At 75.0% G+C, this 17,443-nt stretch carries 17 protein-coding genes; 9 read left to right on the top strand and 8 right to left on the bottom strand.

Features of this window, described 5'->3' with window-relative positions:
- Positions 1–63: 63 nt before the first annotated feature.
- Positions 64–555, bottom strand: a complete 492-nt coding sequence (locus ACXJKA_RS16805; RefSeq protein WP_456826361.1) for a hypothetical protein — start codon at positions 553–555, stop codon at positions 64–66.
- 386 nt (positions 556–941) lie between these two features.
- Here ACXJKA_RS16805 and ACXJKA_RS16800 point away from each other — a divergent pair, with 386 nt between their 5' ends.
- On the top strand, positions 942–2,384 hold the full coding sequence (locus ACXJKA_RS16800) for a D-alanyl-D-alanine carboxypeptidase family protein (protein WP_456826360.1): 1,443 nt from the start codon (positions 942–944) through the stop codon (positions 2,382–2,384).
- A 1-nt stretch (position 2,385) separates the two neighbouring features.
- Here the strand turns inward: ACXJKA_RS16800 and ACXJKA_RS16795 are convergent, their stop codons facing one another.
- Both ACXJKA_RS16795 and ACXJKA_RS16790 read right to left on the bottom strand, forming a co-directional pair.
- Positions 2,386–3,063, bottom strand: a complete 678-nt coding sequence (locus ACXJKA_RS16795) for a DUF4386 domain-containing protein (RefSeq protein WP_456826359.1) — start codon at positions 3,061–3,063, stop codon at positions 2,386–2,388.
- A complete protein-coding gene (locus tag ACXJKA_RS16790; RefSeq protein WP_456826358.1) occupies positions 3,060–3,257 on the bottom strand; it encodes a hypothetical protein in 198 nt (65 codons plus the stop codon). Before ACXJKA_RS16790 ends, ACXJKA_RS16795 begins: the two co-directional genes overlap by 4 nt.
- 66 nt (positions 3,258–3,323) lie before the next feature.
- Here ACXJKA_RS16790 and ACXJKA_RS16785 point away from each other — a divergent pair, with 66 nt between their 5' ends.
- Positions 3,324–3,962, top strand: a complete 639-nt coding sequence (locus tag ACXJKA_RS16785; RefSeq protein WP_456826357.1) for a TetR/AcrR family transcriptional regulator — start codon at positions 3,324–3,326, stop codon at positions 3,960–3,962.
- Positions 3,963–3,966: 4 nt separating this feature from the next.
- On the opposite strand, the gene ACXJKA_RS16780 is transcribed toward ACXJKA_RS16785, so the two are convergent.
- Positions 3,967–4,734 (bottom strand): class I SAM-dependent methyltransferase, encoded by a 768-nt coding sequence (locus tag ACXJKA_RS16780; RefSeq protein ID WP_456826356.1) that lies wholly within the window; start codon positions 4,732–4,734, stop codon positions 3,967–3,969.
- A 97-nt stretch (positions 4,735–4,831) separates the two neighbouring features.
- On the opposite strand from ACXJKA_RS16780, the gene ACXJKA_RS16775 reads away from it, so the two are divergent.
- Both ACXJKA_RS16775 and ACXJKA_RS16770 read left to right on the top strand, forming a co-directional pair.
- Positions 4,832–7,369 carry a glycoside hydrolase family 5 protein gene (locus ACXJKA_RS16775; protein WP_456826355.1) on the top strand — a complete coding sequence of 846 codons (2,538 nt, stop codon included), beginning with the start codon at positions 4,832–4,834 and terminating at the stop codon, positions 7,367–7,369.
- Positions 7,370–7,542: 173 nt separating this feature from the next.
- A complete protein-coding gene (locus tag ACXJKA_RS16770; protein WP_456826354.1) occupies positions 7,543–8,946 on the top strand; it encodes an MATE family efflux transporter in 1,404 nt (467 codons plus the stop codon).
- A 9-nt stretch (positions 8,947–8,955) separates the two neighbouring features.
- On the opposite strand, the gene ACXJKA_RS16765 is transcribed toward ACXJKA_RS16770, so the two are convergent.
- The gene (locus ACXJKA_RS16765; RefSeq protein ID WP_456826353.1) at positions 8,956–9,345 is read right to left on the bottom strand and encodes a hypothetical protein; all 390 of its coding nucleotides are present in this window, start codon (positions 9,343–9,345) and stop codon (positions 8,956–8,958) included.
- Positions 9,342–10,442 carry a M20/M25/M40 family metallo-hydrolase gene (locus tag ACXJKA_RS16760; protein WP_456826352.1) on the bottom strand — a complete coding sequence of 367 codons (1,101 nt, stop codon included), beginning with the start codon at positions 10,440–10,442 and terminating at the stop codon, positions 9,342–9,344. Before ACXJKA_RS16760 ends, ACXJKA_RS16765 begins: the two co-directional genes overlap by 4 nt.
- A 50-nt stretch (positions 10,443–10,492) precedes the next feature.
- On the opposite strand from ACXJKA_RS16760, the gene ACXJKA_RS16755 reads away from it, so the two are divergent.
- Entirely contained in the window at positions 10,493–12,406 is a 1,914-nt protein-coding gene (locus tag ACXJKA_RS16755; RefSeq protein WP_456826351.1) for an alpha-amylase family protein, read from the top strand.
- Positions 12,407–12,412: 6 nt separating this feature from the next.
- Here the strand turns inward: ACXJKA_RS16755 and ACXJKA_RS16750 are convergent, their stop codons facing one another.
- Positions 12,413–13,723, bottom strand: coding sequence for a cytochrome P450 (locus ACXJKA_RS16750; RefSeq protein ID WP_456826350.1), 1,311 nt, complete (start codon positions 13,721–13,723; stop codon positions 12,413–12,415).
- A gap of 88 nt (positions 13,724–13,811) precedes the next feature.
- On the opposite strand from ACXJKA_RS16750, the gene ACXJKA_RS16745 reads away from it, so the two are divergent.
- From ACXJKA_RS16745 to ACXJKA_RS16730, 4 genes are read left to right on the top strand one after another with little or no spacing between them, the layout of a single operon-like run.
- The gene (locus ACXJKA_RS16745) at positions 13,812–14,471 is read left to right on the top strand and encodes an ABC transporter ATP-binding protein (RefSeq protein WP_456826349.1); all 660 of its coding nucleotides are present in this window, start codon (positions 13,812–13,814) and stop codon (positions 14,469–14,471) included.
- Positions 14,468–15,058, top strand: coding sequence for a phosphatidylserine decarboxylase (locus tag ACXJKA_RS16740; RefSeq protein WP_456826348.1), 591 nt, complete (start codon positions 14,468–14,470; stop codon positions 15,056–15,058). Before ACXJKA_RS16745 ends, ACXJKA_RS16740 begins: the two co-directional genes overlap by 4 nt.
- Position 15,059: 1 nt before the next feature.
- The gene (locus tag ACXJKA_RS16735; protein WP_456826347.1) at positions 15,060–15,782 is read left to right on the top strand and encodes a CDP-alcohol phosphatidyltransferase family protein; all 723 of its coding nucleotides are present in this window, start codon (positions 15,060–15,062) and stop codon (positions 15,780–15,782) included.
- A complete protein-coding gene (locus tag ACXJKA_RS16730) occupies positions 15,779–16,804 on the top strand; it encodes an FtsX-like permease family protein (RefSeq protein ID WP_456826346.1) in 1,026 nt (341 codons plus the stop codon). The genes ACXJKA_RS16735 and ACXJKA_RS16730 overlap by 4 nt, the downstream gene beginning before the upstream one ends.
- Positions 16,805–16,807: 3 nt before the next feature.
- Here the strand turns inward: ACXJKA_RS16730 and ACXJKA_RS16725 are convergent, their stop codons facing one another.
- Entirely contained in the window at positions 16,808–17,422 is a 615-nt protein-coding gene (locus ACXJKA_RS16725) for a TetR/AcrR family transcriptional regulator (protein ID WP_456826345.1), read from the bottom strand.
- Between the last annotated feature and the right edge of the window lie 21 nt (positions 17,423–17,443).

Here is a 17,443-nt window from a genome sequence, read left to right as displayed (position 1 = left end):
TGGCAGTCGTCCACCGACGCGCGGGTCCCGCGCCCACGCCAGGAGCGGACGGAGGATGAGCGGCTAGGGGCGAGGCTCTGTGCGCGGCTCCTCGACCGGCGCCCGCGGCTCCTCGACGGTCGCCCGCGGCTCTTCGACGGTCGCCCGCGGCTCTTCGACGGTCGCCCGCGGCTCTTGGGCGGCCGCGCGCGGCTCCTCGACGGTCACGTCGGGGTCGATCCGGTCCGCGGTGCTCAGCCGCTCGTCGAGCTCCGAGCGCGCGCCGGTGGCCTCCGCACTGCGGGCTCGGGCCTCGTTCTGGAGGGCTGCCGCGTCGGCGGCACGGGCATCCGCCTCGGCCTGTGCCAGGCGTGCCTGCGCGTCCAGTCGCGCGGCCTCGGCCTCGCGCCTCTGCACCTCGACCTGGTCGGCGGCGGCCTTCTCGCGGATCTGCTGCGCCTTCGCCCGTTCGGCGTCGGCACGGCGCGCGCCCCCGCGTCGGGTGAGCGCGACGGCCACGACGACCACCAGCACGACAACCACGATGGCCACGATGATCCAGCCGGTCTGATCCATGGTGAGCTCCTCCTCGGGGACGGCCCCCTCGCAGGAATTGGACTGCCGTCTGGGTCCGGTCGCAACCGGAGAAGGGGGGCGCCCGAGAACCGGCGCCCGGCCCGCGCGTGTTCATCCCGTGGGCACGCGTCGCTCGCTCCGCGTTCGCGCCCCTCGAGCAGAGTCGACGACGTCGCACCCCACGAGCGAGCGGGAGCGGCGTCCCTCATGTCGACATTCGCCCCCGCCAGCGGTCGACGTGCGCCTGCCGCCAGTGAGAAGGTCGAGCGAGGAAGTACCGCGGAGGGGCACCAGTGCTCGTGTCACGACGGAAGACCACCGGCCGTCATCGCGCGCGCCCGCAGCCCGGGAGGCGGCGGCGGGAGTCCGTCGCGGTCGTGTCGTCGGTGGCGATCCTCACGGCGGCGCTCGCAGCCACCCCGTTCCTCCCCTCCCGGTCGGCCGACGCCCAGCAGGTGGCCGCACCCCCTGCGGTCAGCCAGAAGCAGGTCCCGCCGGAGCCGTCACGCGGGGCGCACCGGTCGGCGCTGGACCGGCTGCACGAGCGGGTGACAGCCGTGGAGACCGCGACCGTCACCCTGGTCGGCAGGCCGCTGGGGCTGGTCGAGGCGCCCGAGGTGGCCGCCGGACCGGCGTCGCTGCCGGTCGACTCCGACATCGTGGGGCCGGTGTTCGCCGCCGTGCCGGCGACCGCGCCGGAGCTCACGGTCGAGCGGCTGCCGACCCGCGTGCTGGACGCCCGCCAGGAGGTGGCCTTCGGCGACGTCTCCACCGCCGCGCGAGCGGTCAAGGGCGTCGAGACGGACGTGCTGCTCGTCGCGCTCGACCTTGCCGACCAGTCGGCGCAGAACGCGGCGCTGGCCCGGCTGCTGGTCGGCGCGGACCCGAACGTCGCTGCCCTGGACGCGGCCGTGGGCGCCGCGCACACGGCGGCAGCCACGCGCGACGTCGTCGCCACTGCCTCGGCCGCGACCCAGGCCCGCGACGCCGCCGCCGGCATCACGGCCGCCGCTCAGCAGGCGGCGACGTCCGCGGACGAGACGACGAAGGCGGCGATCGCGAAGGCCGAGCAGCAGGCGCACTCGACCGACGGCTTCACCAACGGGAACATCCCGCTCGAGGCGCTCTGCGCGGTCGAGTTCGCGCCCCAGCAGCACCTGCGATGCGACGCCGCCGAGGCGCTCGTGCGGATGAACGCGGCGTACCGCGAGGAGTTCGGCCACGACATCGTGATCAGCGACTCGTACCGCAGCCTGGCGGAGCAGGTGACGACCAAGGCGGCCAAGGGTGGGCTCGCCGCCGTGCCCGGAACGTCCAACCACGGCTGGGGCCTGGCGATCGACCTCGGCGACGGCGCGGGCAGCTACCGCTCGGCGCAGTACGCCTGGCTGAAGGCCAACGCCGCGCTCTTCGGCTGGCACCACCCGACCTACATGGACGAGGGCGGTCGCGGGCCCCATGAGCCGTGGCACTGGGAGTTCGGCACGACCGACGACCGTGGCAACGGCACCTCGACGCCGATCCTGGTGAACGGCCAGCCGAACGCCTCGACCCCTGCTGTCCCGCCGGCGCCGGTGGCCGAGCAGCCGGCACCGACGAACACGCCGACGCCAGACCCGAGCGCGACCGCGACGCCCACCCCGGAACCGACGCCGTCGCCGACCGAGACGCCGACCGCGACGCCGACGCCGACAGAAACGTCGACGCCGACCGAGACGCCGACGCCGACGCCGACCGACACGCCGACCCCGTCGTCGACACCGCCCGAGACGCCCGCGCCCAGCCCGACGGACTCCGCCAGCCCGACGGAGACGTCCTCTGCCGGCTGACCTACAGCAGCAGCGCGACGCCCACGCCGGCGAGCCACAGGGACCACGCCACGTAGACCACCGGCACGAGCGTCCCCGCCAGGCGCCACCCGACCGGCTCGAACCGCCCCACGAACTCGAGCGAGCACATCATCAGCAGGGCACCGACGGCGATGCCCAGGACCCCGAGCCACGTCGGCGCGGTCGATCCCTGCGTGAGGGCGACTCCGACGAGCACGCTCCACGCGCCGGTGAGCAGGTAGCCGAGGTGCTCGCCCACCGCGACGCCGAGGTAGCGGTGGAAGGCCTGGAAGACGATGTCGACGGCCTCGCGCCGTGCGGGGGAGGCGTCGACGTCCTCGCGCGCGAGGTAGGGCACGAGGAACGGCCAGCGCAGCAGGCCGAGCAGCTGGACGAGGCCGGCGAGCACCCCGACGGCGGCGGCGAGGCGCAGGACCGTGGGGTTGCCGTCGACCACGTCGGAGACGAGCACGGCCACGGGGACGAAGGTGAGGGCCGTCATCGCGAACGCCCACCAGAGCGTGACCAGCCGTGAGCCGCCGGCGCGGAACCGGTCGAGGATCTCGCTGGTCGGGCGGCGCAGGATGTCGGGGTAGTCGAACGCCTTGGCCAGCGCCGCGAACGCCACGTTGAACGCGACCGGCAGGACGATCAGCAGGATGCCGGTGAGGGTGGTCATGAGACGGCCACGACGGGCGCCCAGGGGCGGACTGCGCGGATCACGCGGCCCTGGGTCGCGCCGGCGATAGCCCCCGAGCGCGCACCAAGGGCGGGGGAGTCGATCGGTCCGAGGGCCACGGCCACGAGCAGCCCGGCCGGCGGGAAGGCGAGGAAGGTGGGCAGCCACCGGATCAGGTACCGGGCCGTGGTCATGGGCGTCGCTCTCGTGTCGTCGGAAAGCGTACTTAGTACGCCACGCGATAACGTACGCTGTACACCATGACGACGTCAACGCCCCGTGCCCGCCGCGCGCGTGGCTCGCTGACGGCGGACGCGATCCTCGACGCCGCCGAGCGCGCGGCCGCCGGTGGCATCGAGGCGATGACGGTCCGCACCATCGCGGCCGAGCTCGACGCCTCCCCGATGTCGCTCTACCGCTACTTCGCGACGAGGGACGAGCTGGTCGACGGCCTGCTGGACCGCGTGCTCGGCCGGTTCGTCGCCCCCGCCACCACGGACGACTGGGTGGCGGACCTCGGCGCGTTCGCCCAGGCGCACCGCGCGGTCCTCGTCGCGCACCCGTGGGCGGTCCCGGCCCTGTTCACGCACCCCAGCCCGGGCCAGAACGCGACCCGGATCGGCGAGGAGGCCCTCGCGATCGTCGGGCGCGGTGGAGTCACCGGGACGGACGCGGTCGTACTGTTCAGCGCGGTCCTCGCGCTCAACTACGGCTGGAGCGCGTTCACGTCCGCCCGCTCCCGCGTCCCGCAGGACGCGCTCGCCGCGGGGCTCGCGGCGATCCCCGCCGACGTCTACCCGCGCACGGCAACCGTCGCCGCCGAGCTCGCCGACTACGGCAGCGACGCGCACTACGACGCGGCGCTGTCCACCCTGCTGCGGGGCGTCGCGACGCGCTGACCGGTCAGGGGCGGGTGGCGACCCAGAGCTCCTCGGCCGGCCACTGCCGCGCCCAGTCGGCCGAGACGATCTCGTAGAACGCGTGGTCCCCGCCGTCGGCAGGCGCGTAGATCTCGCGCAGGGCGTCGACCACGAACCCGGCCGCGCGAAGCAGCCGGACCCAGTCCCCGTGGGAGGGGTGGAACTCCACGCCTCCACCGGGCCACTGCACCTTGTAGGCCTCGCGCTGGCCGCGGAGCAGCTGCTCCTGGGCGACGCCCTCGTCGGCCGGGACGCAGAGCGCGGACAGGTGGCTGTTGGTGAGGAAGGCCAGCCGGCCGCCCGGCCGCAGGAGGCGGGCGGCCTCGGGCAGCCAGCGCTCGGGGTCGCACCAGGCGGCGGCGCCGTGCTCGCTGACGACGAGGTCGGCGCACCCGTCGGCGAGCGGGACCCGCTCCGCGTCCGCCTGCACGAGAGGAAAGGTCGGGCCGAGCTGGCGCTGGAGCCGGCGGGCGGTGACGAGCTGCTCGCCCGAGAGGTCCAGGGCCACGGTGCGCGCGCCGGCCCGGGCCAGCCAGGCCGAGAAGTACGCGGTGCCGCTCGCCAGCTCGACGACGTCGAGCCCGCGCACGTCGCCGAGGACGCCGAGGTCGCGCTCCGGGACGGCGAAGAGCCCCCACACCACCTCCGGCCGGACCCACATGTCCAGCGCCGCCGCGTCGGTGAAGCGCTCGTTCATCACCGCCCAGAGCGCTCGGTTCAGCGCAGTCTCGGAGGCTCGTCCGTCGGTCACGTGCCGACTCTAGGTGGCCTTGGCGAGCGGGACCGTTGGGCCGTCCGGGGGGACTGCCCGACGGGCCGTCGGGAAGCCGTTACGCTTCGCGATCACCATGGCAGCAACGATGCGTCCGACCCTGCGCCGCCCCGCGTCCCGTGCGGCCGTCGCCGCCGCGGCGGCCGTCCTCGTCCTCGTCGCGGCGCTGGCGGCGCTCGACCCGTCGGGCGGCCTGCTCGCTCCGGTCGGCGGCCACGGGCTCCCGCTGCTCGGCTCCGGTGGGGCATACCGCTGGGCACCGCTGGTGGTGGGGCTACCCGTCCTGCTCGCCGCCACGGCCGCGCCGGTCTACGCGATCGCCCGCCACCGACGTGCCGGGCGCGTGTTCGTCGTCACCTGGGTCGCCACGGTCGGCGCGACCGCCGTGGCCGCCGCGGCGACCGGCCTCGCCGCCGCGCTCCCGCTGGTCGGGCCGCACCTGTCGTTCGGGTCGGCCGTGCAGGACGCAGTCACGACCAGCGGCTGGGCGGGGCTCAAGGGCCTCGTCGTCGGTCCGCTCGTCGCGCTCGCCGCCGTCCTCGCGCACCGGTTCGGGCCGCGGACGGCGGCCGACGACGAGCCCGAGCCAGGGCCCCGGGCGACGGGGATCGCGCTGGCGGTCGTGCTCGGCGTCGTGGCGCTCGCGGCCGTGTGGTTCGCCGGCACGGTGTGGCGGGGCGGTCCGGTCGGCTACGCCTTCGCCGGGACCCTGCTCGCCCCGACGCCCGCCGCCGGGGTGCTCGGCACCCTGGCCGGGATCGCGGTGTTCGTCGGCACCTTCTTCCTCGCTGTCCGACGGGCGACCGGGCGCGTCGTCACCGTCGTTGCCGCGGTGTGGCTGGCCGCGATCGTGGCGGGCCTGGCCGTCGGGGTGGTCGGCGCCGTCGTCGCCGCGCTCTCGTCGGACCTGCCCGACGCCGGACCGGACAGCTGGTGGATCGCCACCACCCTGATCGGCGTCGCGACCGGCATCGGGTACGGCGTGGCCGTCGGACTCCTCGCGACGGTCGTCACGGCCGTCGCGTGGCGCTGGCGCGCCCGCCTGCCGCAGCCGCCGCACCCGCGGTCACGGCTCGTCGTCGGCGGCGTGCTGGCCGTGCTCCTGCTCGCGGTCCCCGTGCTGATCGAGGCGCCCGCCGCGGCCGGGCCGCCGGAGGTCGCCCCCGTCGCGGCGACCGGTGGGATGGAGCGCCTGACCGTGCTGCCCGCGCCGGAACCGGGCGGGCTGCCGGTCATCGGGGACGTCACCGGGCGGCAGGTGGTGCTGCGGGGCGTCAACATGAACCAGCTGGTCGACTACTACCTGCGGGACCCTGAGGTGCCGGCCACACGCCCGCCCACCGACGACGACTTCGCCGAGATCGCGGCGATGGGCTTCGACGTCGTCCGCCTGGGGCTGTCGTGGTCCCGGCTGGAGCCCACGCGCGGCGAGCTCGACCAGGGCTACCTCGACCAGATCCGTGCGGCGGTGGCGTCCGCCAAGAACCACGGCATCTACACCGTGCTCGACCTGCACCAGGACGCCTGGGGCAATGCCCTGGCCCAGCCCGAGCAGGAGTGCGGCGGCGGGACGTCGGCCACGACCGGCTGGGACGGCGCGCCCGCGTGGGCGACGATCACCGACGGCACCCTGCACTGCCAGTTCCTGGCCCGGGACCTGGCGCCGGCCGTCGCGACGGCGTTCGGCAACTTCTACACCGACCGCGACGGGATCCAGACCGCGTTGGTGCAGACGTGGGCCAAGGTGGCGACCGCCTTCGCCGACGAGCCCGCCGTGGCCGGGTACGACCTGCTCAACGAGCCGGGCATCGGCGCCACCCCGCCGATCAGCTCCGGCCTGCTGCTCGGGCGGTACTACTCCGCGGCCCTCACCGCGATCCGGGGCGCCGAGACGGCGGCGGACGGCTTCCACCACCTCGCGTTCTTCGAGCCGAGCGTCCTGTGGTCCGGGCTGGCGTTCGACGTGACGCCGCCGCCGGGCTTCACCGACGACCGCCAGCTCGTGTTCGCGCCGCACCCGTACAGCGAGTCGATCACGATGGACCAGAGCTTCGGCCTGACGATCGCCTCGATCGAGCGGAACCTCACGGTGTCCGCCCGCGCCGCGGCGAGCTACGGCGCCGCCCTGTGGCTGGGGGAGTGGGGCTGGTTCGGGGACCCGACGGTGGACGGTGCCAAGGTGCAGCGCTTCGTGACCGCGCAGAATCGGCTCGGCGTCGGCGGGGCGTTCTGGGTGTGGCGGCAGGGGTGCGGGTCCCCCGAGACCGGCTCGGACGCGACGTCGTCGGGGAACCTCGTCTCGGTGGACTGCGCGACGGGGGAGCTCACGCCGCCGCCCGCCGGTTTTGCCGAGCCGTTGATGCGGGCGTACCCGCGGGCGGTCCCCGGCCGGCTCGAGCAGCTCACGTCGAGCACGAGCGGGCGCGAGCTCGAGGTCGTCGCCACGTCCGGCGGGGACGACGTCAACTGCGCGATCGACGTCTGGGTCCCCGGCGACACCGAACCGGTCCTGAGCACGACGGGTGTCGACGACGCGGCGGCGGAGGCAGTGCCCGGCGGGTGGCAGATCACGGGCTGCGCGCACGGCACCTACACGATCTCGGTCACCGAGTAGCGGAGCTCGGCTGTTTGTCCGAGTCATCCTGATCCCGCGCGGAAACCGCGTGTGACCTGCGTCAATTCGTTTCGTCGGCACGGATCGTATCGATACGATCGAAGCGCGACGCGACCGGCACCACCGACACCGCGGACGTATCACCCTGTCCCTTCGGTTCCCAAGGTCTCGCTGTGCCCAAGGTCCTCACCGCCGGTCGCCCCTGGCGGGTCATCCTCCTGTTCGCCGTCCCCCTGCTCGTCGGCAACGTCGTCCAGCAGCTCTACCAAGCGGCCGACGCCGTCGTCGTCGGCCGCGTGCTCGGCGTCGACTCGCTCGCCGCCGTCGGTGCCACCGGCAGCCTGCTGTTCCTCCTGCTCGGGTTCGCGTGGGGAATGACGAACGGTTTCGCCATCCCGACGGCCCAGGCGTTCGGCGCGGGCGACCACGCCGCGGTGCGTCGGTCGGTCGTGGCCGGGACGCTGCTGACCGCCGCGACGAGCGCCGTGCTCACCGTCGGGGCGCCGCTGCTGGCCGGCCCGGCGCTGCGCCTGCTGAAGACGCCGGAGGAGCTGCTGCCGGAGGCGACGACCTTCGCGGTCGTCAGCTTCCTGGGCGGTAGCACCGTCATGTTCTTCAACTACCTGTCGGCCATCATCCGGGCGATCGGTGACTCGCGGACGCCGCTCGTGTTCCTCACGCTCAGCTGCGTCCTCAACGTCGTCCTGGTGGTCGGCGCTGTCGCCGGCCTGGGTATGGGCGTGGCGGGCGCGGCGCTGTCCACGGTCTTCTCGCAGGGTGTCTCGGTGATCCTGTGCCTCGCCTACGTGCGGGCGCGGGTGCCCGTGCTGCACGTGCGCCGCGGCGACTGGCGGCTCGACCGCGCGGACCTGGGTCGGCACCTGAAGCTCGGCCTTCCTATGGGGTTCCAGGCGTCCACCATCGCGATCGGCACGCTCGCCGTGCAGGTGCGGCTCAACGAGCTGGGCTCCGAGGCCGTCGCCGCCTACACCACGGCCACCCGGGTCGACGGGCTCGCGGTCGCGCTGCTGGCGTCGCTCGGCCTCGCCGTCTCGATGTTCGTCGCGCAGAACCTGGGCGGCGGCCGTCCCGACCGGATCCGGCACGGGGTCGTGCAGGGGATCGGGATGTCGCTCGCGGGCTCGGTCGTCCTCGGCGTCGTGCTCGTCGCCGGCGGGTCCGCGATCATCGGGCTCTTCGTCGGCGAGGGGGAGCAGCGCGTGGTCGACATGGCCGCGCACTACCTGCTGGTCAACGGGGTGCTCTACGCGGTGCTCGCCGTCCTGTTCGTGCTGCGCGGTGCCCTCCAGGGGCTCGGGCAGACCGTCGTGCCCACGGCGACGGGGGTCGTCGAGCTGGTGTGCCGGGTCGGCGCCGCGGCCGTGCTCGGCGCCGCGTACGGCTACGACGGCGTCGTCTGGGGCAACCCGCTGGCCTGGATCGGCGCGGTCGTCCTGCTGGTGCCGGCGTACCTGGCGGCGAGCCGCCGCCTCGCGCTGCGGTCCGTGAGCGGCACCGAGGCGGTCGTCGTCAGCGAGCCCGCGGACGAGCTCGCGATGGCCACGCACGCGCGCTGACGGCTGTCGTCAGGTGGCGCCGAGCGCTCCGTCGAACGTCGAGGCGTCGCCCTCGAACGGGCGGAGCGCGGCCGGCGCGGGGAACGGCAGCACATAGCTGCGGGTCACCACGTCGACCGCGCCGAAGTCGTCGCCCTTGACGACGACCCGGTCGGGCGTGACCTCCACGATGCGCACGCGCTCGCGGGTGCCGTCGGGCAGGTCGAGCTGCCACAAGTCGGCGAGCCAGTGCAGCCCGCGGTCCTCGAGCGCCTCCTCCGCGGCCAGCCAGTCGACCGTGCCCGTCACGGCGCGGCCCAGGGCGTCGAGCGCGACGAAGCCGTCGCCGTCCGGGCGGATCCAGCCGAGGCGCTCGCGGTCGCCCGGGCGGTGGTGCGCGATCCAGTCCTCGTGCGTCATCGGCTCGTGAGTGCGCGGAGCAGCCCCGCCGTGAGCCGGACGCGGTCGACGACGGTGTCCACCAGCACGTGCTCGGTGTCGGCGTGCGCACCGCCCCCGACCGCCCCGAGACCGTCTAGGGTAGGGACCCCCAGCGCCGCGGTGAAGTTGCCGTCGCTGCCGCCGCCCACGGCCACGCCCCGGATCCCCGGCTGCAGGCCCGCGGCCAGCGCGAACAGCTCCGTCGAGGCCGACTCGGGCATCGGCGGGCGGCCGATCGACCCGTGCACGCTCAGCGTCGCGCCGGGCAGGTGCGGTGTGAGCGTGGCGAAGGCCGTCTCGATGCGCGCCTTCTCGTCGACGTCCTCCACCCGGACGTCGACCACCACGGTCGCCTCCGCGGGCACGACGTTGCTCTGGTTGCCCGCGTGCCCGATGGTCGGCGTGACCGTCGTGCCGACCTCCGGCCGACCGAGCGCGGCGATCTGCAGCACCTGGTGCGCGGCCTCGACCAGGGCGTTGATGCCGGCCTCGGGCTCGAGACCCGCGTGCGAGGCCCGGCCCGTGATGTCCACCTCGAACGTGCCGGTGCCCTTGCGGCCGGTCTTGAGGTCGCCGCCGTCGGCGCCGCCCTCGAGGACGAGGACCGCGCCGCACGCGAGGGCGCGCTCCTCGAGGATCGCCCTCGACGCGGCGCTGCCGTTCTCCTCGTCGGAGGTCACCAGGATCTCGACGCCGGACCGGTCCTCCAGCGTGGCGACGGCGTGCACGGCCTGCACCAGCCCGCCGAGCATGTCGAACACGCCGGGCCCGGTGACCCGCCCGTCCGCGACGGCGAACGGCCGGCGCGCCAGCGTGCCGAGCGGGAACACGGTGTCGTGGTGCCCGAGGACCAGGACGCAGGGATCGCCGCCGCCCGACCAGTGGACGTGAGGTCCCGCCTCGCTCTCCAGCAGCACGGCGTGGCCGCCCAGGCGGCGCTCGAGGAGGTCGGCGACCGCCGCGGCCGAGGCGGCCAGCGCCACGACGTCGCCCGACGGGGACTCGACCTCGACCAGGGTCCGGAGGTCCTCGAGGATCGCGTCGAGGCTCACGTCCAGGGTGCTGTCCAGCGTCATGGGGACACGATAACCAGCGGTCCGCGGGCCTCCCGTGACACATTCGTCCCGTGACCGAGATCCCGGCGGACGTCCGAGCGGCCGTGGCGCCGGCGCTCGAGGGCCTCGACGGCGCCCGGCGCGAGCTGTTCGAGCTGCGGCTCGAGCGCTGGTGGCCCGACCTGCGCGACGGCATCGCGACCGTCTACCCCGGCGCCACCACCCTCCCGGCGAGCCTCGTCGCCTCCGCGGCGCGTGCCTACGCCGAGCGGGACCCGGAGCTGCACCGGCTCGACCAGCAGCGCACCCTGGCGCCGGACTGGTTCCAGGACCCGCGGATGCTCGGGTACGCCGCATACGCCGACCGGTTCGCCGGCGACCTCGACGGCGTGCGGGGGTCGGTCGACTACCTGCGCGAGCTCGGCGTGACGTACCTGCACCTCATGCCGCTGCTGCAGCCGCGCGAGGGCGACAACGACGGCGGCTACGCGGTGGCCGACTACCGCACGGTCCGCGCCGACCTGGGCAGCATGGCCGACCTGCGCGCGCTGGCCGCCGAGCTGCGGCAGGCGGGCATCAGCCTCGTGCTCGACCTCGTGCTCAACCACGTCGCGCGCGAGCACGAGTGGGCCGGCCGGGCGCGCGCCGGCGAGCAGCGCTACCGGGACTACTTCCACGTCTATCCCACCCGCACGCTGCCCGACGCGTACGAGCGGACGCTCGCCGAGGTGTTCCCGGACTTCGCGCCGGGCAGCTTCACCTGGGACGACGACCTCGACGGCTGGGTGTGGACCACGTTCCACTCGTGGCAGTGGGACCTGGACTGGTCGAACCCGCAGGTGTTCGCCGAGCTCATGGACGTCGTGCTGCACCTGGCCAACCAGGGCGTCGAGGTGGTCCGGCTCGACGCGATCGCGTTCCTGTGGAAGCGGATGGGCACGTCGTGCCAGAACGAGCCCGAGGTGCACGCGATCACGCAGGCCATGCGCGCGGTCGCCCGGATCGCCTGCCCCGCGGTGGTGTTCAAGGCGGAGGCGATCGTGGGGCCGGCGGACCTGGTGCAGTACCTGGGCGCGGGCCGGCACCACGGCAAGGTGAGCGACCTTGCGTACCACAACAGCCTCATGGTGCAGGTGTGGTCGATGCTCGCGGCCAAGGACGCGACGCTGGCCAGCCACGCGCTGCGCGCTCTCCCGCCCATCCCGTCGACCACCGCGTGGGTGACGTACGTGCGCTGCCACGACGACATCGGCTGGGCGATCGCCGACGAGGACGCCGCCGCGGTCGGGCTGGACGGGTACCGGCACCGCCACTTCCTGTCCGACTGGTACGCGGGGGTGTTCCCGGGTTCCGACGCCCGCGGCCTGGTGTTCCAGGAGAACGCCGCCACGGGAGACCGACGGATCAGCGGGACGACCGCGAGCCTGGTCGGGCTGGCGGCGGCGCGCGCGGCCGACGACCCCGCGTGGGTCGACGCGGCCGTCGCCCGGCTGCTGCTGGCGCACGCCGTCGTCCTGGGCTGGGGCGGCGTGCCCGTGCTCTGGTCCGGCGACGAGCTGGCCCTGCCGAACGACCCGGGGTGGGCCGACGAGCCCGGGCACGGCGACGACAACCGGTGGGCCCACCGGCCCCGGCTCGACCCGGCCGTCGCGGCGCGGCGGCKGGACGTCGGCACGGTCGAGGCGCGGGTGTTCGAGGGGCTGCGGCACCTCGCGCGGAGCCGGGCGTCGCTCCCGCACCTGCACGCCTCCGTCGCGAGCGAGGTGCTCGGTCCGGACGACCCGGGGGTGCTCACGGTGGTCCGCCGGCACCCGCTCGGACCGTTGCTCGCCGCCTACAACGTGACCCCCGACTGGCGACCGGTGCCGGGGTGGCGGCTGCGCGAGCTCGGCGTGACCCACGACGCGCTGACCGGCACGGACGTGCGTCCGGGCGACGACGACAACCTGTGGCTGGAGCCGTGGCGGGCCGTCTGGCTGACGTGACGGGCGTCAGGGAGCGACGGGCGCGAGCCGCACCGGCACGCTCTCGACCCCGAAGACCAGCGAGAGCGGCCGGTACTCGAGCTCGCTCTCGGGGACGGCGAGCGTGAGGTCGGGGAAACGCCGCGCGAGGCGGCTGTAGGCCGACCGCAGCTCCAGGCGGGCGAGCTCGGCGCCGACGCACCGGTGCACGCCGTAGCCGAACGCCAGGTGCGCGGGCATCGCGCGCCGCGGGTCCAGGTCGTCCACGGGCGAGGACTGCCCGGCGATCCGTGGGTCGCGGTTGGCCAGCGACAGGGAGACGAGCACGACGTCCCCGGCGCGGATGCGGCGGCCGCCGACGGTCACGTCCGCCCGGGCGAACCGGGGGAACGCCACCTGGACCACCGTGAGGTAGCGCAGGAGCTCGTCCACGGTGGCCGCACAACGCTCGGGCGACGCCCCGACCTCCGCGAGGGCGCCGGGGGAGCGGAGCAGCACGACGGTCCCGAGCGCGAGCATCGCGGCCGACGTCTCGAGCCCGCCGGTGAGCAGCCCGTCGGTGAGGCCCGCCAGCTCGCGGTCGGTGAGCTCGTCCCCGTGGTCGACGACGAGCCGGCCGAGCAGGCCGTCGCCCGGGTTCTCACGCTGGCGCTGGACCACCGGGACCAGCGCCTCGACGGAGACCGACACCGCCGCGAGCGCCCCGCCGGCGCCGGCCGTGGCGTCGAACCGGGCGGCGCTGAGGGCGGCGAGCGCGGTGTGCTCGGCGGGGTCGACGCCCAGCAGCTCGGTGATGACGCGGGTGGGAACTGGCCACGCGAGGTGGCGGGCCAGGTCGACCACGCCGTCGGCGTCGGCCGCGGCGGCCATCGCGTCGAGCTGCTCGTCGACGATCGCGTCGATGCGACCGGTCAGGCGTGCGAGGCGGTGGCTGGTGAACTCCGGCATGAGCAGCCGACGCAAGCGGGTGTGGTCGGGGGCGTCGGCCATCCCGAGGCCGCCCGGGTCGCGCTCCGGGGCCGCGCCGACGGCTCCGACCACGTGCGCGTAGTCGTTGCTGAACGACGCGGTGTCCGCGAGCACCGCGCGGGCCTCGTCGTACCCCGCGACGAGCCAGCCGCGCAGGCCGAACGGCAGCCGGAGCGCGCTGACCGGCTCACGGTCCCGCAGGGCAGCCATGGCCGCGCTCGGGGCGACGCCCTCGCGACGCAGGGGCGCGAGGGTCGACTCGGGGAGCTGGGCGAGCAGCGCCGACGGGTCGCTCGAGCCGCCGGGTCGCGCGCGCAGGGCGAGCCCGAGCAGCCACCGTCGGACGGCGGCAGGCAGGCGCTCCAGCATCCGGCCACGGTCGCACATGCGCGCGAGGATCGGGTCAAATGCGGACGAAACGTTTCCGAACGACCCACTCGGGCGGCATCATGGCGAGGTGGGCACCGGCGCCGACCTGGTCGTCGAGAACGTGAGCGTGACTTACCAGTCTGGCGGCGGGGTCGTCCGGCCGTTCCCGCGCGTCGACCTGGTGGCCCGCGACGGCCAGCTGCTCGCGCTGCGCGGGCCCAGCGGCAGCGGCAAGACGACCGTGCTCTCGGTGCTCGCCGGCCTGCTCACGCCCGCGTCCGGCACCGTGACGTTCCGCGGAGCACCCGCGACCGGCCTCGTGTACCGGCAGCGCACGGTCGGCCTCGTGTTCCAGGCCTTCAACCTCCTGCCCAGCCTGACGGCCGCGGAGAACGTGATGGCGCCGCTGGTCCTCACCGGCACCTCCCGCCGCGCGGCGCGTGCGCGTGCGCTGGCGCTGCTCGACACCCTCGGGCTGTCCCACCGAGCGGGCCACCGACCCGGCACCCTGTCGGGCGGCGAGCAGCAGCGGGTCGCGTTCGCCCGGGCCCTGGTCCAGGACCCGCCTCTGCTCCTCGCCGACGAGCCCACCGCCCACCTCGACGGCGACCACGTGCACACCGTCCTCGACCTCCTGCGCGACCTCGCCCGGTCGGGGCGCCTCGTCGTCGTCGCGACCCACGACGACCGCGTCAGCGACCTCGCCGACGTCGTCGTCCACCTCGGCGACCCGGTGGTCGTACGGTGACAGCCGGCCTCGCCCGTGGCACCCCGCCGTGGCTCGCACTGGTGTGGGTCGCGGTCCTCCTGCCGCGGCGACCATTCCTCCGCGTGCCGGCCGTGCTGGTCGCCGCCGCCTGCACCTGGTTCTTCCGGGACCCCGATCGGCGTCCCGCCGACGCCGCCTTCGTCTGCGCCGCCGACGGCCGCGTGACGCTGGTCGAGCGCCACGGCGAGCGCTGGCTCGTCTCCACCTACCTCGACCTGCGCGACGTGCACGTGACCCGCAGCCCGTGCGCGGCGACGGTGCGGGTGCGGGTCCGCGTCGACGGCGGGCACGTGCCCGCGTTCCGGCCCGCCGCCCGCGGGAACGAGCGCGTGCACTGGGACCTGGACTCGCCGCACGGTCCCGTGGTGCTCACCCAGCTGGCCGGCGTGCTGGCCCGGCGGATCGTCCCGTACGCCGGCGTGGGCGACGCGCTCGCGGTCGGCGAGCGCGTCGGGCTGATCCGCTTCGGCTCCCGCGTCGACGTCCTGCTGCCGGCGGGGGTGCGGCCCGTCGTCGCGGTCGGCGACCGGGTGCGCGCCGGCCGCACGACCCTGGCGGTGGCCTGACATGGTCGGCATCACGCGCCCGCGGGTCGCCGACCTGCTCACGCTCGCCAACGCGCTGTGCGGGGCGGCGGTGATCCTGCTGGTGACCACGGTCGAGGCCGACCCGGTCGGCCTGCTGCGGCTGGTCGCCGTGCTGCTGCTGTGCGGGACGGTCCTCGACACCGCGGACGGGCCCGTCGCGCGCCGATGGGGCGGATCGCCGCTCGGTGCCCCGCTGGACAACCTGGCCGACGGCGTGACCTTCGGCGTCGCACCCGCGGTCGCGCTCGCGGTGCTCGCGTCGTCCGGCGCGACGCCGCTCGAGAACGGCCTGCTCGTCGTCGGCGCGCTCGTGTACGTCGCCGGCGCGCTGCTGCGGCTCGCCGACTTCAGCGCGGTGCGCCACGACCAGCCCGGGTTCACCGGACTGCCGTCACCCCTGGCTGCCACGTGCGCGATCGTGTTCGGCTTCCTCTCGCCGACGCCGTGGGCCGCGGCGCTGGCTCTCGTGGTGCTCGGTGTGCTCATGGTCAGCCGCGTGCACTACCCCGCGCAGCGTGGGGCCGCCCTCGGCATCTCGTCCGTCGGCTGGGCGGTGTGGCTGGGCGGCGCGATCGGGCTCTACCCGATGCGGGTACCGGCCATCGCGGGCCTCGCGGTGATCCTCGTCGCGGTCCCGGTCGCCCACGGTGTGCGGTGGAGCGGCCGGCAGCCGGTCGTGGTCCCGGCGAGCGTCGACCCGTGATCTGGCTGACCCTGCGCGACCTGCGGTGGCGTGCTCGCCGCGTCGTCCTCGGCGTGCTCGCGACCGCGTCGGTGCTGGCCATGACCCTCCTGCTCGGCGCGGTGCACGACGCGTTCCTGGCCGAGACCACCAGGACGGTCGCGTTCTTCGGCGGAACGACGTGGGTGGTGCCGACCGGCGTGGCGGGTCCGTTCACCACCAACTCCCCGGTACCCGCCGACCCGGCCCCGGTCGGCGGGACCCCGGTCGCGATCTTCCGCCACGTGGTCGTGCGGGACGGTGCACCGAGCGACGTCAACGTCATCGCGTACCGGCCGGGCGGCGTCGTCTCCCCGGACCCGGTCCTCGGGTCCGCGCCGCGCGGGCCGGGCGAGGTGGCCGTCGACGAGACCCTCGGCGCCCACCTCGGGGAGCGGCTCACGCTCGCCGGTCGCGAGCTCGAGGTCGTCGGCGTGCTGCGCGGGCTCACCTACAACGGGGGGACGCCGGCCGTCGTCGTCACGCTCGACGAGGGCCAGCAGGTCGCGTTCGACGGCCGCGACCTCGCGGGCGCGTTCGTCGTCGAGGGGACGCCCGCGTCCGTGCCAGACGGTTTCACGACGATGACCGCGGCGCAGGTCTCCGACGACATGCGCCGGCCGCTGGAGGTCGCGACCCGCACGCTCGCGCTCCTGTCGGCGCTGCTGTGGGTGGTGGCGGCGGGGATCGTGGGGTTCGTCTGCTACGTCTCGGGCCTCGATCGGCGACGCGACGTCGCGGTGCTGAAGTCCATCGGCGTGCCGACGTGGCGGCTGGTCGGCGGGGTCGCGCTGGAGGGGGTCCTGCTCGCGGTCGCCGCGGCCGGGATCGCCGTCGTCGCCGCCGTGGTGCTGGTCCCGCTGTTCCCTCTGCCGGTCGGCGTGACCGTCGGGCAGTGCGCCGCGGCCCTCGGGGTCGCGGTCGTGATCGGCGTCGTCGCGGCGGCCGCGAGCGTGCGCCAGGTGGTCACCACCGACCCCGCGCTGGCGTTCGCCAGCACCTGAGGCTCAGGAGCGGCCGGTGGCCAGGGGCAGGATCACGGTGTCGATCATCTGCACCACGAACTCGTCGTCGACGCGCTGCCCGGCGACCATCTTGCGGTAGGCGATCATGGCCGGCGCGACCGCGGCGACCATGTCGAGGTCGATGTCCGGGCGCAGCTCGCCGCGGGCCTGGGCGCGCTCGAGCAGGCCGCGCATCAGGCTGACGCGGGAGCGCACGAACTGCTCGTGGAAGACCGCGGCGACCTCGGGGTTCTCCTTGACCGCGGACATCAGCCCCGACATCAGCTCGGAGTCGTCCGTGCGCGGCCTGCCGAAGCGGACGGCGAGCAGGTCCGAGCGCAGCGAGCCGGTGTCGGGGACCTGGTCGACGGTCGGGGCGACGCCGCGCATGCAGACGACCGCGTCGACGGTGAGCTGGACCTTGGACGGCCAGCGGCGGTAGACGGTGGCCTTGCCCGCGCCCGCGCGGTCGGCGACGGCGTCCATGGTCATGCCGTCGAAGCCGCGCTCGGCCAGCAGCTCGCGCGTGGCCAGGAGGATCGCGTCGTCCTTGGACTCGTCGCGGCGGCGGCCGGCTTTCCGGGGCGTCGTCGTCCCGGTCAGGTCGTCCACGCTCATTCGTCGCCCTTTCGTCGTGGG

It is taken from the genome of Cellulomonas sp. P5_E12, assembly GCF_054049315.1.
This window is presented reverse-complemented; position numbering and strand designations above follow the sequence as displayed.

Excerpts from the sequence above, each read along its gene's own strand:
- ACXJKA_RS16805 (WP_456826361.1), bottom strand. The coding sequence starts at position 555 with ATGGATCAGACCGGCTGGATCATCGTGGCCATCGTGGTTGTCGTGCTG.
- ACXJKA_RS16795 (WP_456826359.1), bottom strand. The coding sequence starts at position 3,063 with ATGACCACCCTCACCGGCATCCTGCTGATCGTCCTGCCGGTCGCGTTC.
- ACXJKA_RS16790 (WP_456826358.1), bottom strand. The coding sequence starts at position 3,257 with ATGACCACGGCCCGGTACCTGATCCGGTGGCTGCCCACCTTCCTCGCC.
- ACXJKA_RS16785 (WP_456826357.1), top strand. The coding sequence starts at position 3,324 with ATGACGACGTCAACGCCCCGTGCCCGCCGCGCGCGTGGCTCGCTGACG.
- ACXJKA_RS16775 (WP_456826355.1), top strand. The coding sequence starts at position 4,832 with ATGGCAGCAACGATGCGTCCGACCCTGCGCCGCCCCGCGTCCCGTGCG.
- ACXJKA_RS16765 (WP_456826353.1), bottom strand. The coding sequence starts at position 9,345 with ATGACGCACGAGGACTGGATCGCGCACCACCGCCCGGGCGACCGCGAG.
- ACXJKA_RS16760 (WP_456826352.1), bottom strand. The coding sequence starts at position 10,442 with ATGACGCTGGACAGCACCCTGGACGTGAGCCTCGACGCGATCCTCGAG.
- ACXJKA_RS16750 (WP_456826350.1), bottom strand. The coding sequence starts at position 13,723 with ATGCTGGAGCGCCTGCCTGCCGCCGTCCGACGGTGGCTGCTCGGGCTC.
- ACXJKA_RS16735 (WP_456826347.1), top strand. The coding sequence starts at position 15,060 with ATGGTCGGCATCACGCGCCCGCGGGTCGCCGACCTGCTCACGCTCGCC.
- ACXJKA_RS16725 (WP_456826345.1), bottom strand. The coding sequence starts at position 17,422 with ATGAGCGTGGACGACCTGACCGGGACGACGACGCCCCGGAAAGCCGGC.